Raw genomic sequence first — 17,005 nt, forward strand, 5'->3', positions numbered from 1 at the left:
GATGTAATTTTTTAAAGAAAATAATATGCACCATCTATTTCACTTTTTTACACATTAATCGTTTAATACTTACTCTACCACTCTTTAACTCATTTATTTCATTGACTAAAAATACATTCATTGTTATATTTTTAGGAGTATCTACATAAATAAAATAAGAGAAGGTGCATGATGATCAAAAAAAATCGGCTTGAAACAGAATCTATTCCAAGATTATTAGCAGAATTTTCGATACCGGCAATTATTGGGATGCTGGTTAATGCAATTTACAACATTGTGGACCGAATCTTTATTGGAAATGATCCAGTATTAGGATCTTTAGGACTAGCTGCCGTTTCAATTACTTATCCTGTAACATTGGTTTTATTGGCATTTGCCCTTATGGTAGGTGTCGGAGGATCAACTCGTTTCTCTATTAGCTTAGGTAGAAAAGAAACTGAAAAAGCTAAGTTCTTTTTAGGAAATGGAGTTACGCTAGCTATTCTTGCTGGACTATTGTTTATGATTTTAGGAAATACCTTTATTGAACCTATCTTGCGTTTACTAGGTGCAAGTACAGCTGTTCTTCCATATGCAAAAGATTATTTGAGCGTTATTTTATATGGAGCTGTTTTTCAAAGTGTCGCTATGGCATTGAATAACTTCTCAAGAGCGGATGGAAACCCTCGCGTTTCTATGGTCAGTATGATGATTGGTGCTGGATTCAACATCGTATTTGATTACATTTTCATCGTTCAACTCGGTTGGGGTATGAAAGGAGCAGCATATGCTACTATTGGCGGACAGTTTCTTTCAATGATCTGGCAATTAACCTATTTCTTGGGACCTAGAGCAAATATCAAATTGGTTTTCCAAAACATGAAGTTAAAAGTTGCCTATGTAAAAGATATCTTAACAACCGGTATACCGGCATTCTTATTGCAAATCGCAAATAGCGTACTGAATATTGTCATCAATGCTAGTTTAGTTACTTATGGGGGCGACATTGCGATATCAGTTGCTGGTATCATTACTAGTGCAACAACTATTATTATTATGATGGTTTCAGGATTGGTTCAAGGTCTACAGCCTATTATTAGTTACAATACTGGAGCAGATCGAACCGACCGCGTGAAGCAAGCATTGAAAATTGGTAGTATTGTTGGCGGAATTATCAGCACGTCAGGTTTCTTAGTTTTCCAGTTATTCCCCGATTTCGTTATTACATTATTCAACCAGGAGCCTGCTGTTGTTTCATTAGGAGTAGAAGCCATCCGAATCTGGACAGTAGCCTTTCCACTTGTAGGTATCCAAATCGTATGGGCAAGTTATTTTCAAGCAGTTGGAAAAGTTCAACTGGCCAGCTTTTTAAACTTAGCTCGTCAAATTATCTTTTTGATTCCTTTAGTTCTCCTATTGTCTTCTATTTTCGGACTTTACGGTATTTATACCGCTGTTCCGATTGCTGAAGCATTAGCTTTTGTTGTGACATTCACCTTCTTAAAGAGTCAGTTTAAAACGACTCAGCACCCGCTTTAACAATTTAATTGATTTCATTAAAGAGTAACCAAAAAAACGAGTCGAGACGTCTAGTCTTGACTCGTTTTTTTAGTTTTGATACCATTCTGGGCGTTCATCAAAGTAAAAAACGCCAATTCCACCAATTCCAATATGAGAGCCTAGTACAGCCCCTATTCGAAATACTTGAGTCTGGCAGTCCGGCAATTCTTCTTTTAACTTCGCCTCAATTGCTCTAGCTGTTTCTTCATCATCGCCGTGACTAATCCCAATGGTTTGATCCGTAAAGTTTCCTAGCCCGCTTTTAACATCTTCAATTAGTTTTTTGTAGATTTTTTTCTCTCCGCGAACGAGTTTGTGCATTTTGATAAAACCATCGTCAACTATCAAGTACGGTTTAATATTTAACGCTGTTCCGACATATCCCGTAGTTTTATTTACGCGCCCGCCTTTAACCAGCCAGTCCAAGTCCCTTAACGTAAATTTGTAGAGAACATGATCGATGTTCCATTTCATTTGACGAACAATCTCGTCAAATGGCTTTCCAGCTTCGATCATTTTCAATGCTTGTAGCGCAACAAGTGCTCCACCGCCTGCTCCTCCTCTCGAATCAACTAAGGCCATTTTTCGTTCTGGATATTTCTCTTTGTATTCCTCCATAATCTGATGCGCAAATTGGTACGTTCCAGACATTTTTGATGAAAAGGAAAGGTAAATCATATCTTCATTTTCCTGAATCCCTTTATCCAGTACTTTTGTCAAAGACTCATAAGAAATTTGAGAAGTCTTTGGCACTTTTCCAGACCGCATTGCTTCGTAAACGGCGTCTACTGTGATTTCTTCGCCATCCAAATACGATTGGTTGTCGAGTATGATGCTCAGTGGGATGACTTCGAAATCATATTTTTGTTCCATTTCTAAGTTACGATCAATAGTTGTATCAATAATTAATTTTGTCAATTTCATCTCGCCTTATCTTTGGTTAGCCGTTATTTTGTCTCCGGGTAAGTTTCTTCTATATATTTTACGCTGTCTTGTATCAGTTCTTTTAGCACAGCCGGATCGATATCGGTCACTTTTTTAATATATAAGCAGCCTTTCCCCATTTTATGCTTGCCAAGTCGAGTTAACTTCTCTGCTCTTTTTTCGTCATCTGGTTGAGAAAGGTAAATGCTGATTTGAGCTTTTCTAGGAGAGAATCCAACTGGAGCTGCATCTCCCTCATGTCCACTTGCGTACTTGTAGTGGTAATGACCAAAACCAATAATTGCTGCTCCCCACATTTTAGGTTCATAACCTGTTTCTTCACTAATTAACTGGATTAAGCGATGCGCATCTTGTCTTTTCTGCTCATCTTCAATTTCTTCCACAAACTTCGAGACACTTTCTGCCGTTTCTTGCGTTTTATTTTCAATCATTCCATTCACCTCTTCCAAATTAGTTTAATTAGAAGTTACCGTCTCATTTACTCTCATTCTACCGTATTTTATCTTATTCGTAAAATAACCAAAAAGACACGAGAAAACTTTGCTTCTCATGTCTCTTTCTTATGGCTCTATACTTTTTAGTATTGATAGCTTAGTCAAATTAATGGCACGAAAATTCTGAAGGAATAGGTTTTGCTTGTAGCTTGCATTGAATTCAATGCGAATTACAAAGCTTCAGGCGGTTCCATGGCTCTCCACAAGCAAACCCGTCTATTCCAGAAGATTTTTTTCTTCTATCACTTAAATATCCATTGCGCTCATATCCATATACATGATTTCCCATAAGTGCCCATCTAAGTCTTTAAAGCGACGGTAGAACATCATAGCCTCTTCTTCGTCACTTAAAGCAGTAGTTTTATCTTCGGCTCCATTTGCAAGTGCTGTATTTACAAGTTCATCAACTGCATCTTTCGATTTCACTTGTAAAGCGATAATCGCTTCATTTTCTTTTGATGTATCTGTTATTCCTAGGTGGGTAAAACTTGTAAAGAACTCTTCCGTTAGCAACATCACAAAAATCGAATCAGAGATAATCATATTTGCTCCCTTATTATCTGTAAACTCCTCATTAAATTTAAATCCAAGTGCTTTAAAAAAATTCATTGATTTTGTTAAATCCTTAACAGGCAGATTAACAAAAATTGCTTCTACTCCAACAGTCATTTTCCACACCTCCCTTATATCTAGCTTGGTATCTATTCCTATTTGACTAAAATTTATTCACCATTAGTATAATCGTAATGATCATTATTATCCAAAATCTGGTCTTCTTTTTTACACGATTTGTTATAAGATAGGCGTTTTGTTTGATTCTTTAGTGTCAAAAGATTATGATTAAATCACTTATTAACATCAACTGGCACTTAAAACTAGAACGCAATTAAGTCGTTCAGTGCTCAAAAGGAGAAAAATACCATGATAGATTCAGATATTACAATCGTTTCAGCTACAGATGACGGATTCGTTCCACATTTGGCTACTTTATTTTTATCTATTTTAAAAACTAAAAAAGATGAAACCAGAATTAACTTTTATGTTATTGATGACAATATTTCATTAACTTCTAAAGATGCTTTAAACCGCATGGTCAACGAATACAATGCCTCAATTAGCTATTTGCAAATTGATACATTGACATTTGAAGATATGGTTGAGAGTGACCGTATTCCTAAAACAGCTTATTTCAGAATCGCGATACCGAATTATTTGAAACATACAGATATCAAACGAGCAATTTATCTTGACTGTGACATTATTGCTAAAGAAGACGTTGAAAACATTTGGAATATTGATCTAGGTGATAACCTATTAGCAGCTGTTGAAGATGCAGGTTTCCATGAACGGTTAGACGCTATGGAAATTGATGCAGAATCCAATACGTATTTTAATTCGGGCATGATGATTATTGATATCGAAAAATGGCGTGCTGAAAAAATATCAGAGCAAGTTTTAAAATTCGCTACTGATAACTCAGATGAGTTAAGATTTCATGATCAAGATGCATTGAATGCTATCTTACATGATCGCTGGTTAGTCCTTCATCCACGATGGAACGCACAAGCTTACATTATTACGAAAGAACAAAAACATCCTACAAAAATTGGGAACCAAGAATATACTGAGGCACGCAATGAACCGGCTTTAATTCACTACAGCGGACATGTTAAGCCTTGGCAAAGTGAATCAGATCATCCTTACCGAGATGAGTATTTAAATGTACGAGCTGAAACGCCATTCCCTATGGAAGACGAAGGTTAAAAATAAAAATGAGACAGAGGAGATTTTAATTCCTCTGTCTCATTTTTTATAGTTCTTCTCGTTCGATTGAATGGATCTCAACTTCTCCGTTATCTTCAATCTCTTGAATTACTTGATCCAGTGTTTGCTGACATACGATTCGATTATTGCTTACCACAGCAATTCCCAGGACGCCTTGATTGATTGTATCATACGCTTCAACTTCAGAAATACTGACATTAAACTTATTCTGTGTTTTTTTGATAATGCTTTTTATTACACTGCGTTTGTTTTTTAAAGAATACGAATGGTAGATGAGAAAAGATACTTTCATACCTATAATAACCATATTGAGTCTCCCTTAAACACATTTTTATTTTGATATCGAGTTGTACTAATCAAATGACAGATGAAATTCCAGCTCATTAGACTAATACCGATTAAAAATCATTTAAAGTAAGGTTTTAATGCAGCTAGCTCTTCTGAATGCAACGCTCGGTAAGAGCCTAATGGCAATGTATTGTCGAGTTGCAGCGGACCTATCGAAAGCCGTTTAAGGTAGATGACTTTTTTCCCAACCGATAAGAACATTTTCTTAACTTGATGAAACTTTCCTTCGCTAATCTCCACTAACACTTTACTTTCAGTATCACTTTGGCTAAGAATGGTCAATTTTGCTGGTTTACATTTAACGCCCCCATCAAACACAATTCCGGAAGCAAATGCATATTGGTCGTCACTAGTGACTCGTTCATTAACAACAGCTTCATAACACTTTACCACTTTTTTTTGAGGAATCAGCAACTGATAACCCAACTGCCCGTTATTTGTCAGTAAAAGCAATCCCTCAGTATCCTTATCCAGTCGTCCTACCGGAAATAATCCGGGTACGCGTTGGGAAGGTTCTATTAAATCAATAACCGTCTGATTTGACAAGTCAGTTACTGCACTCACTACACCGGCTGGTTTGTGCAGCATATAGTAGACATGTGGTTGATAAAGGATGCGTTCTCCAGAAACACTAACTTCTTGTAACTGCGGGTCCACATTAAGGTTATCCACTAGTGCAATTTTTCCATTTACTTGAACTTGTTTGCTTTTAATCAATCGTTTAACTGTACGGCGTGAACCGAATCCTGTCTCAAACAATAATTTATCTAGCCGCATTCGATTGCTCCTTCTACTTTATCTGTTTATAGTTATAGAATACGGCACAGCTCTCTTATTTGTCAATGTATGATCTATCGTCTTCTAAGGAGACAATCAAAACATCTTAATGGAACAAATTTCTTTTTAGTCGTTGTTTGTTCCGTTCTTATGAATTTTGAAAATAAGATTCATCTAACAAAATGATCTTTTCATCGAGATCAACTGTTGCACTGACACCATAAGGTAACGCACATCTAGGATAAGCATGTCCGAAATTAACATTATATAGAATAGGCAATGTTTCATCATTAATCACTTTTAAATAAATTTCTTTATAGTTTTCGTAATACGCCTCATTTTGTGGTTTTCCAATAATCAATCCGCTAATAACAGAAAAAATACCCGTTTGCTTTAACGTTTCCAGATATTTCTTTAAGGCATCTGGAGTCGGTTTTTCTTCACTTGTTTCTAAAAATAAAATTTTATCTGTCCATTCCTTTAACGAAGGAAACAATTGATAGTTTTTACAAATCTCTGCTTCATCTGAGTACCGTTCTCCTGCCAACACATCATAGAGACTTTCCACGCAACCTCCAAGCAAAGGACCAGAAAAGGTTCCTGTTCCTTGCAAAACTTCATAACCATACTTTTCATCATGCTGCATCCGATCTTGCCCTAAAGCTTTTCTAGAAAAATCAGTACGCTCTTCATACCATAAATTACTGGAACGAATTTCTTGTTGTTCATGACCTTCAAAGTAACCTTGTAATGTTTCTTTTGTGTATGGCAACAAATGATTTGCTAATTCAGCTATATCTGTAATAAAGCTTGGTCCATAAAACGAAACCATACCTAATTTGTAAAACATCAAATGGTTTATTGTCGTGTCAGAAAACCCTGTAAATAATTTAGGCGTCTCTTGTACATTTCGTATAAATTCTTCGTCTTCCAATAAATAGGGCAGCAATCGATAAGTATCGTCGCCTCCAATTGCCGCTATAATGCCTTTAATAGTTGGATCTTTAAAAGCGTCTTTTAGATCTTGTGCTCGCGCTTTAGGGTGATCTCTTAGATAGTCTACTCCTTTAAGTGTATTCGTCATCAATACGGGCTTCAATCCTAAAGCCTCTAAGCGTTTTCCCCCTAATTCTAATTGATGCGCACAAGATTCCTCGCCTAAAATACCACTCGAAAGACTAACTATGGCTACTTTATCTCCATTCTTTAACGAATAAGGTTTTATCATCATTTCCCTCCTTCTATTAGTTCTAAAATAGTTCTAAAATTATTATATGTATTTTTAATAATATACCAAACTTCTTTAAAAATAGCATTTTATTAGATGATTTTTTATTTTTAGTGTTAGTTTGACACCTTGTTCTAAATGCTATTAAAAATACGTCCGCTACTTTATGTAGCAGACGCATTCTTTGGCTCTATACTTTTTAGTGTTGATAGCTTAGTTAAATTAATGGCACGAAATTTCTGATGGAATAGGGTTTGCTTGTAGCCATGAAAAGAATTCAATGCGAATTACAAAGCGTTGGCAATTACGCTTTGTTTAAGGCTTGAAAGTCTGAAGACTATGACTTTTAGGCTTCAGGTGATTCCATGGCTCTCCACAAGCAAACCCGTCTATTCCAGAAGAAATGTTGTTTTCTTCTATCAACGCTATTTGACGAAGAGTAGTATCTTTCAGTTTAAAGATAATCTCAATCGATATCGTAAAAATATGAAATCACCTTAGATACAATAAAAAAGTAACCGCAATAAAGAATTAAAAAGTAGCCCCAAACGTAAAAGTTGTTGCTTACTGTCAAAAAATCAAGTTGTGGAATATGACTCTGTGTGATTGTTGTTAAAGATAGAGCCAAAAGAATTTTTAAAATGAATAGGATAGAATCTACAAAATCTTCAATCATTTTACACCTCTACGTTTATATGTTAGCGTTATCAAATCAACGAAATTATTTTATTTTCACTTTAAAATGACTCTTGATATCTTTTTATATTTTAACTGATTCAGTTTTACTTCTACAACAAATATGCCCATTTTTCATACATATCATTTGATCAACTGCTTAATCGCTTCTTTTTTAATTAGTTCACTAATCCGTTCATACGCACTTATCAAAATCGCCTATTTATTTACTTATACTTCAGATGACTATTGTATATAACGTAGCTTATTGTATGATTAAACTATTTAATATAGCATCTTCACCATTCAATAATACAATTAAGTACTCGTGATCATAATCTTTATCCACATTAATTTCATAATAGAGCGGTGTATAATAGTCATCCGCTTCTTCTGGTAATACTGTATCTGTAAAAGCTATCGTTAATTTATCTCCATCTTCTGTAATCTTTGCATCAACTGTTGGACCAACCGAATTAAAAATGGCATAGGTTATTCCTGACTTTTCAGAGACTATGGTCACATCCCCTGGATTATCTGAAATTGGCTCGAGATTTGAGATTGGATTTACTTCCTGAATAGTTGTCTCGTTATTATTTCCACAACCAATCAAGACGAGTGAACAAAAAAGAAGTAAAATCAAATTTTTCATATAGAGATGCTCCTTTGAACATTCATTTTTATTTAGCTTTAGCCAAATCTTACTTCTCAAAATCCGATTTGCGAAGCAAGTAATATCCAATGGCTATTAGAGCATATCCTAAGCCAAGTCTTTGTTTCAATAGTTCAAAAATCGCTATTCCAAAAATTAAAATAGAGAAATAGAGATACCATTGTGATTTCTTTATTTTTTTCACTTAAACTCCCCCATAGATAATTCCTGAATCTTTTTACTTTCTAAATTATCTATGAAAAGTCTTTCTTTTAAAAGAACCTATTAGTTTACATAGTAGCAACCAGCAGTTGCATCCTTGTAGTAGCAATGTTTATAGGCTCATCAAAATTCTTCTTGTTCATAAAATTGAATTGTCATTCCTTCAAACATTAAACTATCCAATTCACTTTTTTTGATTTCTTTGTCCGCTATTTTAAAAACATCAATCGTTTCGTCCATTATAATTTTTAACACTGAATCTTTTTCCTCTTTATCGATGTACACAAGTTCTGTATACAAGTCCTCTTTATAACAAATTCCAATTTCTTCTCTTTCATCCAAAACGTTCACGCTCCTCTTTATTTAATGAGTACATGCAACCACTAGTTGCAAATTGTAAACTGATCCGTTCTACAAAGCTTCATCAAAATATGGGATAATAGAATTAATAAAGGATTTAGCAAACCGCTTAATTATTTACTCATACATATTAATATAAGAAAGGTAAGTAACTATGAAAAATTACAAACGAAAATCCATTCTACTGGTTGGCATAAATTTAGCTGTTATTTTCGGTTTCATTCTTTACCCTAAAGATATTAATGGAAATCCTCTTATTCTATTGCTAGTAATCGCTATTAATAGTTACGATTTAGCAACCCTTAAAGAACCGTTGTCAAAACCTTATTTATTTTCTAGATATATTTTTATTTTGTTGCTATTTATAGGATTGCTGTTGTCAGTAATAAATCGTTAACCATATTTATAAAATAAACTCTCAAAACGGAGGTATAAATTATGAAAAAAAAATCCATACTCAATCCATTACTTGTTTCGTTATTTCCTGTGCTAGTGCTAGGGATAATTCCATGGCTTATCAACTATGCAAAAACAATTTCTGCTCAGACATATCATTTAACAGCTTTTTGGGCAATTAGTATAAGTTGGATATTCATTGGCATAACTCTAACGTTAATCAGTTACCAATTAATAACTTACTTTGATAAAACAGATAAGCTTACAAAATGGATTCTAATGGCTTGGACAGTTATTTTAATTATCTTATTGGTTGGTAATTACTTTGGTTATAGCCTGCCCATTTATGCAACTCTTAACCTACTGGGTACCTCTTTTGTAGAATTTACCCTTGGATTTTACATAAGTTTAGCCACTCTGCTCTACATCAAACGATAAAATCATTATATAATTTATCAATCAAAAAAAATAGCACCAAGCTTAGAGTTGTTTTCCGGCGCTATACTTTTTAGTGGTGATAGCTTAGTTAATTTAACGGCACGAAATTTTTGGAGGAATAGGGTTGCTTGTAGCCATGCACAGAATTCAATGCGAATTATAAAGCGTTAGCGCTTCAGCGATTACATTTTATTTGAGGTTTGAAAGCTCTGAAGACTACGAACTTTAGGCTTCAGGCGATTCCATGGCTCTCCACAAGCAAACCCGTCTATTCCAGAAGAAATTTTATTTTCCTCTATTAACACCATTTGAGGAAGAGTTTGTTCTCCTAAGAATTGGTGCTACCTTTTATTTATCTTTAATCCGTTTCTTTTAATTTATATAATTTCCCATTCTATCTGCAACCACGCAGTCCCAAGTATGAGTTTAATGCCTAATAAGCCTCTTATTTTGATTCCATAAAACAAAAAAACAACCCATCTATTAGAATGAGTTGCTCATAAATACTTACTTGCTTCTCTTATACTCAGATTACTCATCTCATCAGAATACTTGTTAATAAAAACTCTTACCCATTCAGGATTTACTTTGGAATAATCTCGCAAACTCCAGCCAATTGCCTTATTGATAAAGAACTCATCGCTTCCAAAATTGTTCGTAATAATTTCTTCTAACAATGCTGTTTTTGTTTTTTCTTTTCTGCCAAGTTGATGATTGATTGCCAATCTTCTTACCCAAAAATCTTCATCCTCAGACCATTCCAACATTAAACTGTCGACCCTTCTGTCTCTAAGACCTATGTTTCCAATAATTTTATTAAAAAAATCGATCGTATCCCACCATTGTTTTACTTTGATGTATTTATTTATTCTAGGTATATCTTCAAATTTCAACTCTTTATTCATAGCAATCAAGTAATCCAACACCAAATATTGAAACTCCCTGTGCTCATCTCCATAGCATTTATCAAGAAAATCCCAGTCAGTGGTTTTATTCTTTTTCTCTTCCCTGATAAATTCTTTATAGGTTTCTCTTCTTTTAGGAGATGGGATACCATAAAATTGAAACCTATTTCTCATGTACTTTGCCATCGAATCAGCCTTATCTCTATCTGAAATTTTCTCAAATTTATCTTTTATAAATCTATATTTATCCATATCACTGTCCTCTCAATCGCAGTTAGTCCGAATGAAAGCCATTCAAAGTTAACCTTCCTCACATCAACTGTAGGTACGCTAACATTACTATAATTTATTTGGTTAACAAATACAATAAACTTATTTTAGTTATATAGGTAAAATAAAATCCATCATGCTACTCCAGAATGTGTTATTTAGGTTCTATAATAGTTAATATTGGTAACAAAAAAATAGAAACAAGCGAAAAAACAACCCATTCAATGAATGAGTTGTTCGTTTTGTGATTTATGATTAGTCACGAACGAGTAAAGTAACACTTTCCACGTGTGTTGTTTGAGGGAATAAATCTACAGGTTGAACTTTTTTAACTGTATATCCGCCTTCTGAAAGTAAAGCTAAGTCACGTGCCAATGTTGCTGGATTACAACTTACGTAAATCATTTTTGTTGGTTTCATTTCAAGAACAGCCTCAGTAAATTCTTTTTCAAGACCTTTACGAGGAGGGTCAACAACTAATAAATCAGCTGTACGGCCTTCTTCACTCCATTTAACCATAACTTCTTCAGCAGCACCTGCTTCAAAGGTCACATTATCAATATTGTTTAATTCAGCATTTGCTTTTGCATTTTCTACAGCTGGTTCAATTACTTCGATTCCATAAACATGTTTAGCATTTTTAGCTAATGTTAATGTAATGGTCCCAATTCCACTGTAGGCATCAATAACGGTTTCTTCTCCCGTTAATTCAGCAAAGTCTAAAACAGTTTGATACAATTTTTCAGTTTGAAGTGGGTTCACTTGGTAGAATGAACGGTGAGAAATTTCAAATGTGTTGCCTAATAAAGTATCTCTAAATTTATCTTCGCCATATAAAACAATTGCATCGTCGCCTAAAATCACATTCGTGTGTTTAGGGTTAACATTTTGAACAATACTGACAACTTCTGGAATTGCTTCTAGAATATCTGGAATGATTTTGCTTGTAGGGAACAATTTAGCTGTTCTTGTTACTAATACAATCATGATTTCACCAGTATAGTATCCACGACGAACAATGATATGACGCAGATTACCCGTATTTTCATGTTCGTTATAAGGTTTAACCCCATATTCACGCATGATATCGCGAACTGCGATGATCGTTTCATCAATTTTAGGATCTTGAATGTAGAAGTTTTCCATTGGAATCACTTCATGACTGTTTTTACGGAAAAAACCAGTCGTTAATTTGTCATTGATTTTACGTACCGGTATCTGCGCTTTGTTACGGTAACCTGATGGATTAGCCATTCCAATCGTGTCGTATACGGGTACTTCTGGTAATTTTGCGATGCGTTGCATGCTGTTCTTAACTTGTTGTTTTTTAAAGTTTAATTGTGCTGGGTATCTCATGTGTTGCAACGGCGTAATGCCTACACGTGTATAATTTTCATCTTGGATGACTACACGGTCTTCACTTGAGTTTAAACGGTTCAATACTTTTGCATAACCAAAAGATTTCCCTGTTTTATGAATCTTAACTTCTACTTGTTCACCGGGTAAAGCATTTTCAATAAATAGTGAATAGCCTTGTATTCTTGCTACTCCCATACCCTCATGTGTTAAATCTTCAATTTTAACGGTGTGTTTTTCATTTTTCTTAACTGGTACTATTTTATCTGCTTTCATAAAAAAAAGCTCCCTTCGTTGACCCTATTTCGTGTCATATGTTTGTCGGTATATGTCTATTCAAGAACGTGTTCTAAAAAGCAAAACCAAATCCGCTTTTCTTCACACTCCATTGTCAGTTAGTACGCCAGATATTTGATACTTTCTATCATCCACTTAACTGGGAGTGTTCCTGACTCGACCGGCTAAACGGGATGGGATTAAAAATACGTTCTTATCTAATGATTCTAATCTACACTGTAGTATTGACCTTTTAAATTAACGTTAAAGGCTTCTTCCAATTCTTAATCATAAGTTTGGGTACTGACTCGTAATTATACAAGAAAACTCGCCTTATTTCAAAGTTTTCTTAATAATTCTCATAAGCTTCTTTTTTTGAAGAGTGTATTTCACCATCACCATTGATGTCTTGGTTTGTCAATTCTTCCACTTCTTTGATAAAAGCGTCTTCTACTCCCTCAGCATTTTCGTCTTTTTTATCAACAGCTTTTTGAATGTCATCCGTGGATACAATGATTTCAATGTGTTGATGCAAATTAGAAAACGTAACAGGTGCGTTTCCACCGTATTCGCCATCCAAGTTGATCATCATTTTAGACGAGTTTCCTGGACGTGCAACAATTTTACTTGTTTTTTTGTATAAAATTTTTGAATTGGTTAAATGTTTTCCACCATTCAAAACTTGGGCCACTAAATACATGATATCTGCTAAGTTGGATGTTTTTAGCACAATTAACGTAAATTTCCCATCATCTAATAAAGCATCGGGAGCAATTTGTTCAAAACCGCCAATTGAATTGGTCAGCGCAACTAAAAACATCGTTGCTTCTCCTTCAAATATGCCATCATCATACTCAATGTGCATTGGAATAGGTTTCATCCGAGGCAAAACCTCTGCTCCTTTAACAAAATAAGCTAAATATCCAAAGATTGATTTTAGTTGTGATGGAACGTCATACGTTAATTCTGTCAATAATCCACCGCCGCCAATATTAATGAAATAAGATAAGTCTTCTCCCATAACTGCTTCGCCGATGTCCATGAAAAAAGATTGCTCTTTTTGAATTACTTTTGCTGCTTCTACTAGATTATTTCTTGGAATGTGTAAAGCTCTAGCATAATCATTCGTTGTTCCAGCAGGGATAATGGCCAGTTTAGGTCTTTTTTCTAAACCAGCAATCCCATTTACGACTTCATTGATCGTTCCATCCCCGCCTGCTGCTACGATTAAATCAAAGCCGGCTTTTGCTGCTCTTTCAGCTTCGTTTCGAGCAGAGTTAGGTTCTGGAGTTGTCGCATAAGCACTAGTTTCATACCCTGCATCTTCGTAAACTTGAAAGATTTCTACTAGATTTTTTTTTACAATTTCACGACCCGATGTCGGATTATAAATCACTCTTGCACGCATAAATCTTCTCCTTTACTTTCACACCTAATTCTAGCGTTTGCTCAATTCATCCATTAATAATTTATTCACGACTCCTGGATTAGCTTGGCCTTTGGTAGCTTTCATAATTTGTCCTACTAAGAAACCAACTGCACGGTCTTTCCCATTTTTAAAGTCTTCAATTGATTGTGCATTATTGTCTAATATGTCATTGATAATTGGCAATAATTTTGCAGGGTCGCTTAATTGAACCCAGCCATTTGCTTCAACGACTCCTTGAGCGTCTCCACCGTTCATGATCAGTTCGCGGAATACTTTTTTCGCCATTTTTGAACTAATGGTTCCATCCGAAATCAATTTGATCATACCAGATAAGTTTTCAGGTGTTAATTTTGTCTCATGCAACTCTAGCTTTTCACTGTTTAGGTACGCTGAAACTTCACCCATCAACCAGTTTGAAGCTTGTTTTGCATCTGCTCCATTTGCTAACATGCCTTCAAAGAAATCTGACATTTCTTTTGTTGCGGTTAAGACCATTGCATCGTATTCTGGTAATCCTAATTGACTGATGTAACGAATACGACGATCTTTTGGCATTTCTGGAATGGTTGCTTTCACACGGTCGATACATTTTTCATCAATCACGATGTTTGGCAGATCAGGTTCTGGGAAGTAACGGTAGTCGCTTGACCCTTCCTTGACACGCATTAAAAGAGTATCTCCAGTTGTTTCATCGTAACGTCTTGTTTCTTGCTGGATCACTCCACCAGATAAAAGAACTTTTTCTTGGCGTTTTTCTTCAAAAGCTAACCCACGACGAACAAAGTTAAAGGAATTTAAGTTTTTCAATTCTGTTTTGGTTCCAAATTCTTCTTGCCCAATTGGACGAATAGAAATATTGGCATCACAACGCATTGATCCTTCTTCCATTTTTACATCACTTACACCAGTATATTGAATGATTTGTTTGATTGCTTCTAAATAAGCATAAGCTTCTTCCGGTGAACGCATATCTGCTTCAGATACGATTTCAATCAGCGGTGTTCCTTGACGGTTTAAGTCGACATAAGAATAGCCGTCTGTTCCATGCGTATTTTTACCAGCGTCCTCTTCTAAATGTACGCGTTCAATACGGATTTTCTTTTTCTTACCATCAACTTCAATTTCGATCCATCCATCATGTCCGATTGGTTGATCAAATTGTGAGATTTGGTATGCTTTTGGATTATCTGGATAAAAATAGTTCTTACGATCAAATTTGGTATCTTGTGAAATCACACAATTTAAAGCTAGAGCAGCTCTCATTCCAAATTCAATTGCGCCTTTATTGATAACGGGTAAAACTCCTGGGTAACCCCAGTCAATAACATTTGTGTTTGTGTTCGGTTCCGCACCAAAGTGAGCTGGAGCAGGTGAGAACATTTTTGAGTCGGTTTTTAATTCTACGTGGACTTCTAGTCCAATTACTGTTTCAAAATTCATATCTATTCTCTCCTCCTACAAATTTGGTTTTTCTTTATGAAAGTCAGTAGCTTGTTCAAAAGCATAGGCTGCTTTATAGATTGTTTCTTCATCAAAATGCTTTCCAATCAATTGCAGACCTACTGGCAGATCATTTGAAAAGCCGCATGGAATAGAGATAGCTGGTACACCTGCTAAATTAACAGGAACGGTTAAGATATCGCTTAGGTACATTGCAATTGGATCATCGATTTGTTCGCCAATTCCAAATGCAGTCGTTGGTGTTGTAGGCCCTACTATCAAATCAAAATCTTTAAACACATTATCAAAGTCTTGTCTGATCAAGGTTCTAGCTTGTCCAGCTTTTTTAAAGTGAGCATCATAAAAACCTGAACTCAACGAGAATGTTCCAAGCATGATACGACGTTTTACTTCCATACCAAACCCTTCAGTACGTGATTTCACATAAACTTCATCAAGTGTTTTCGCTTCAGGTGAACGGTAACCATAACGAACACCATCAAACCGTTGTAAGTTTGAAGAAGCTTCTGAAGAAGCAATAATATAGTAAGCAGGCACACCATGTTTTGAATGTGGCAAGCTGACTTCTTCAACGATAGCCCCTAATGATTTGAAGGTATCAATAGCTTTAAGAACAGCTTTTTTAACGCCTTCTTCTAATCCTTTTTCATTTAAGTATTCAGTTGGAACACCAATTTTCATTCCTTTAACGCCAGACTCAATCCCAGCAGTAAAATCTGGAACGTCTCCTTCATAACTCATTGAATCACTTGCATCATGTCCGCTGATCGCATTTAAAACTAACGCATTGTCTTTAACTGTACGTGTAAATGGTCCAATTTGATCCAAACTAGATCCAAAAGCAATCAAACCAAAACGTGATACACGACCGTAAGTTGGTTTCATCCCAACGATTCCGTTAAATGCTGCTGGTTGACGGATTGATCCACCAGTATCTGTACCTAATGAAACCGGAATTTGACCCGCTGCTACTGCTGCTGCAGATCCACCTGAAGAGCCACCAGGAACTTTATCTAGATTCCATGGGTTACGTGTTTTTTTGTAATATGACGTTTCAGTACTTCCGCCCATAGCGAATTCATCCATGTTTAATTTTCCAACTGAAATCATTTTCGCTTCTTTTATTTTTTTCGTAACCGTTGCATCATAAATTGGAACAAAATCTTCCAAAATTTTACTAGCTGCTGTTGTACGTGTACCATTTGTTACAATATTGTCTTTGATACCGATTGGAATACCTGAAAGAATATTACTCGGATCAATGCCTTCTTCGTCTACTTTGCGAGCTTGTTCAAGAGCTTCTTCTTCAGTCAACGTAATAAAAGCACCAATTTTATCTTCTGTTTCGTTAATACGAGTAAAAACAGCTTTTACGATTTCTTGAGCGGTTACTTCTTTTTTTACAAGCAATTCATGTAATTCTTCTACTGTGTAATTTGTTATATCCAT

General features: G+C 35.3%; 17 protein-coding genes. 3 read left to right on the plus strand and 14 right to left on the minus strand.

What is annotated here, in order from left to right:
* The first annotated feature begins 171 nt into the window (after window positions 1-171).
* Window positions 172-1,518 carry an MATE family efflux transporter gene (locus tag BLT48_RS04795; RefSeq protein ID WP_089975754.1) on the plus strand — a complete coding sequence of 449 codons (1,347 nt, stop codon included), beginning with the start codon at window positions 172-174 and terminating at the stop codon, window positions 1,516-1,518.
* A 69-nt stretch (window positions 1,519-1,587) separates the two neighbouring features.
* Here BLT48_RS04795 and BLT48_RS04800 read toward each other — a convergent pair whose 3' ends face one another.
* The 3 genes from BLT48_RS04800 to BLT48_RS04810 all read right to left on the minus strand — a co-directional run bounded on the left by BLT48_RS04800 (window position 1,588) and on the right by BLT48_RS04810 (window position 3,647).
* Window positions 1,588-2,463: a DegV family protein gene (locus BLT48_RS04800; protein WP_089975757.1), complete on the minus strand. Its 876-nt coding sequence runs from the start codon at window positions 2,461-2,463 to the stop codon at window positions 1,588-1,590.
* A gap of 23 nt (window positions 2,464-2,486) precedes the next feature.
* On the minus strand, window positions 2,487-2,915 hold the full coding sequence (locus tag BLT48_RS04805) for a DUF1801 domain-containing protein (RefSeq protein WP_035023639.1): 429 nt from the start codon (window positions 2,913-2,915) through the stop codon (window positions 2,487-2,489).
* 309 nt (window positions 2,916-3,224) lie between these two features.
* Complete coding sequence (locus BLT48_RS04810) at window positions 3,225-3,647, minus strand: VOC family protein (RefSeq protein WP_089975759.1); 423 nt, start codon at window positions 3,645-3,647, stop codon at window positions 3,225-3,227.
* Between the two features lie 252 nt (window positions 3,648-3,899).
* Between BLT48_RS04810 and BLT48_RS04815 the strand changes: the two genes are divergently transcribed.
* Window positions 3,900-4,742, plus strand: coding sequence for a glycosyltransferase family 8 protein (locus BLT48_RS04815; RefSeq protein ID WP_089975762.1), 843 nt, complete (start codon window positions 3,900-3,902; stop codon window positions 4,740-4,742).
* 46 nt (window positions 4,743-4,788) lie between these two features.
* On the opposite strand, the gene BLT48_RS04820 is transcribed toward BLT48_RS04815, so the two are convergent.
* The 6 genes from BLT48_RS04820 to BLT48_RS04845 all read right to left on the minus strand — a co-directional run bounded on the left by BLT48_RS04820 (window position 4,789) and on the right by BLT48_RS04845 (window position 9,007).
* A complete protein-coding gene (locus BLT48_RS04820; protein WP_089975765.1) occupies window positions 4,789-5,070 on the minus strand; it encodes a DUF503 domain-containing protein in 282 nt (93 codons plus the stop codon).
* Between the two features lie 98 nt (window positions 5,071-5,168).
* On the minus strand, window positions 5,169-5,888 hold the full coding sequence (locus BLT48_RS04825) for a pseudouridine synthase (protein ID WP_035023646.1): 720 nt from the start codon (window positions 5,886-5,888) through the stop codon (window positions 5,169-5,171).
* Window positions 5,889-6,036: 148 nt separating this feature from the next.
* A complete protein-coding gene (locus BLT48_RS04830; RefSeq protein ID WP_089975768.1) occupies window positions 6,037-7,116 on the minus strand; it encodes a S66 family peptidase in 1,080 nt (359 codons plus the stop codon).
* 940 nt (window positions 7,117-8,056) lie between these two features.
* A complete protein-coding gene (locus tag BLT48_RS04840) occupies window positions 8,057-8,443 on the minus strand; it encodes a putative periplasmic lipoprotein (RefSeq protein WP_089975774.1) in 387 nt (128 codons plus the stop codon).
* A 49-nt stretch (window positions 8,444-8,492) separates the two neighbouring features.
* Window positions 8,493-8,648, minus strand: a complete 156-nt coding sequence (locus tag BLT48_RS13825) for a hypothetical protein (protein WP_176944074.1) — start codon at window positions 8,646-8,648, stop codon at window positions 8,493-8,495.
* A gap of 140 nt (window positions 8,649-8,788) precedes the next feature.
* On the minus strand, window positions 8,789-9,007 hold the full coding sequence (locus tag BLT48_RS04845) for a hypothetical protein (RefSeq protein ID WP_035023651.1): 219 nt from the start codon (window positions 9,005-9,007) through the stop codon (window positions 8,789-8,791).
* A 456-nt stretch (window positions 9,008-9,463) separates the two neighbouring features.
* Here BLT48_RS04845 and BLT48_RS04850 point away from each other — a divergent pair, with 456 nt between their 5' ends.
* Window positions 9,464-9,859, plus strand: a complete 396-nt coding sequence (locus tag BLT48_RS04850; protein WP_089975777.1) for a hypothetical protein — start codon at window positions 9,464-9,466, stop codon at window positions 9,857-9,859.
* Window positions 9,860-10,356: 497 nt separating this feature from the next.
* Here the strand turns inward: BLT48_RS04850 and BLT48_RS04855 are convergent, their stop codons facing one another.
* The 5 genes from BLT48_RS04855 to gatA form a co-directional block, all read right to left on the minus strand.
* Window positions 10,357-11,016, minus strand: a complete 660-nt coding sequence (locus BLT48_RS04855; RefSeq protein ID WP_089975780.1) for a DNA alkylation repair protein — start codon at window positions 11,014-11,016, stop codon at window positions 10,357-10,359.
* 273 nt (window positions 11,017-11,289) lie between these two features.
* Window positions 11,290-12,666: a 23S rRNA (uracil(1939)-C(5))-methyltransferase RlmD gene (rlmD, locus tag BLT48_RS04860; RefSeq protein ID WP_089975783.1), complete on the minus strand. Its 1,377-nt coding sequence runs from the start codon at window positions 12,664-12,666 to the stop codon at window positions 11,290-11,292.
* Between the two features lie 349 nt (window positions 12,667-13,015).
* On the minus strand, window positions 13,016-14,074 hold the full coding sequence (locus tag BLT48_RS04865) for a diacylglycerol kinase (RefSeq protein WP_089975786.1): 1,059 nt from the start codon (window positions 14,072-14,074) through the stop codon (window positions 13,016-13,018).
* A gap of 30 nt (window positions 14,075-14,104) precedes the next feature.
* On the minus strand, window positions 14,105-15,535 hold the full coding sequence (gene gatB, locus BLT48_RS04870; protein ID WP_089975789.1) for an Asp-tRNA(Asn)/Glu-tRNA(Gln) amidotransferase subunit GatB: 1,431 nt from the start codon (window positions 15,533-15,535) through the stop codon (window positions 14,105-14,107).
* Window positions 15,536-15,550: 15 nt separating this feature from the next.
* Window positions 15,551-17,005, minus strand: coding sequence for an Asp-tRNA(Asn)/Glu-tRNA(Gln) amidotransferase subunit GatA (gene gatA, locus BLT48_RS04875; RefSeq protein WP_089975792.1), 1,455 nt, complete (start codon window positions 17,003-17,005; stop codon window positions 15,551-15,553).

It is taken from the genome of Carnobacterium viridans, assembly GCF_900102725.1.
In the GTDB taxonomy this organism is placed as follows: domain Bacteria; phylum Bacillota; class Bacilli; order Lactobacillales; family Carnobacteriaceae; genus Carnobacterium_B; species Carnobacterium_B viridans.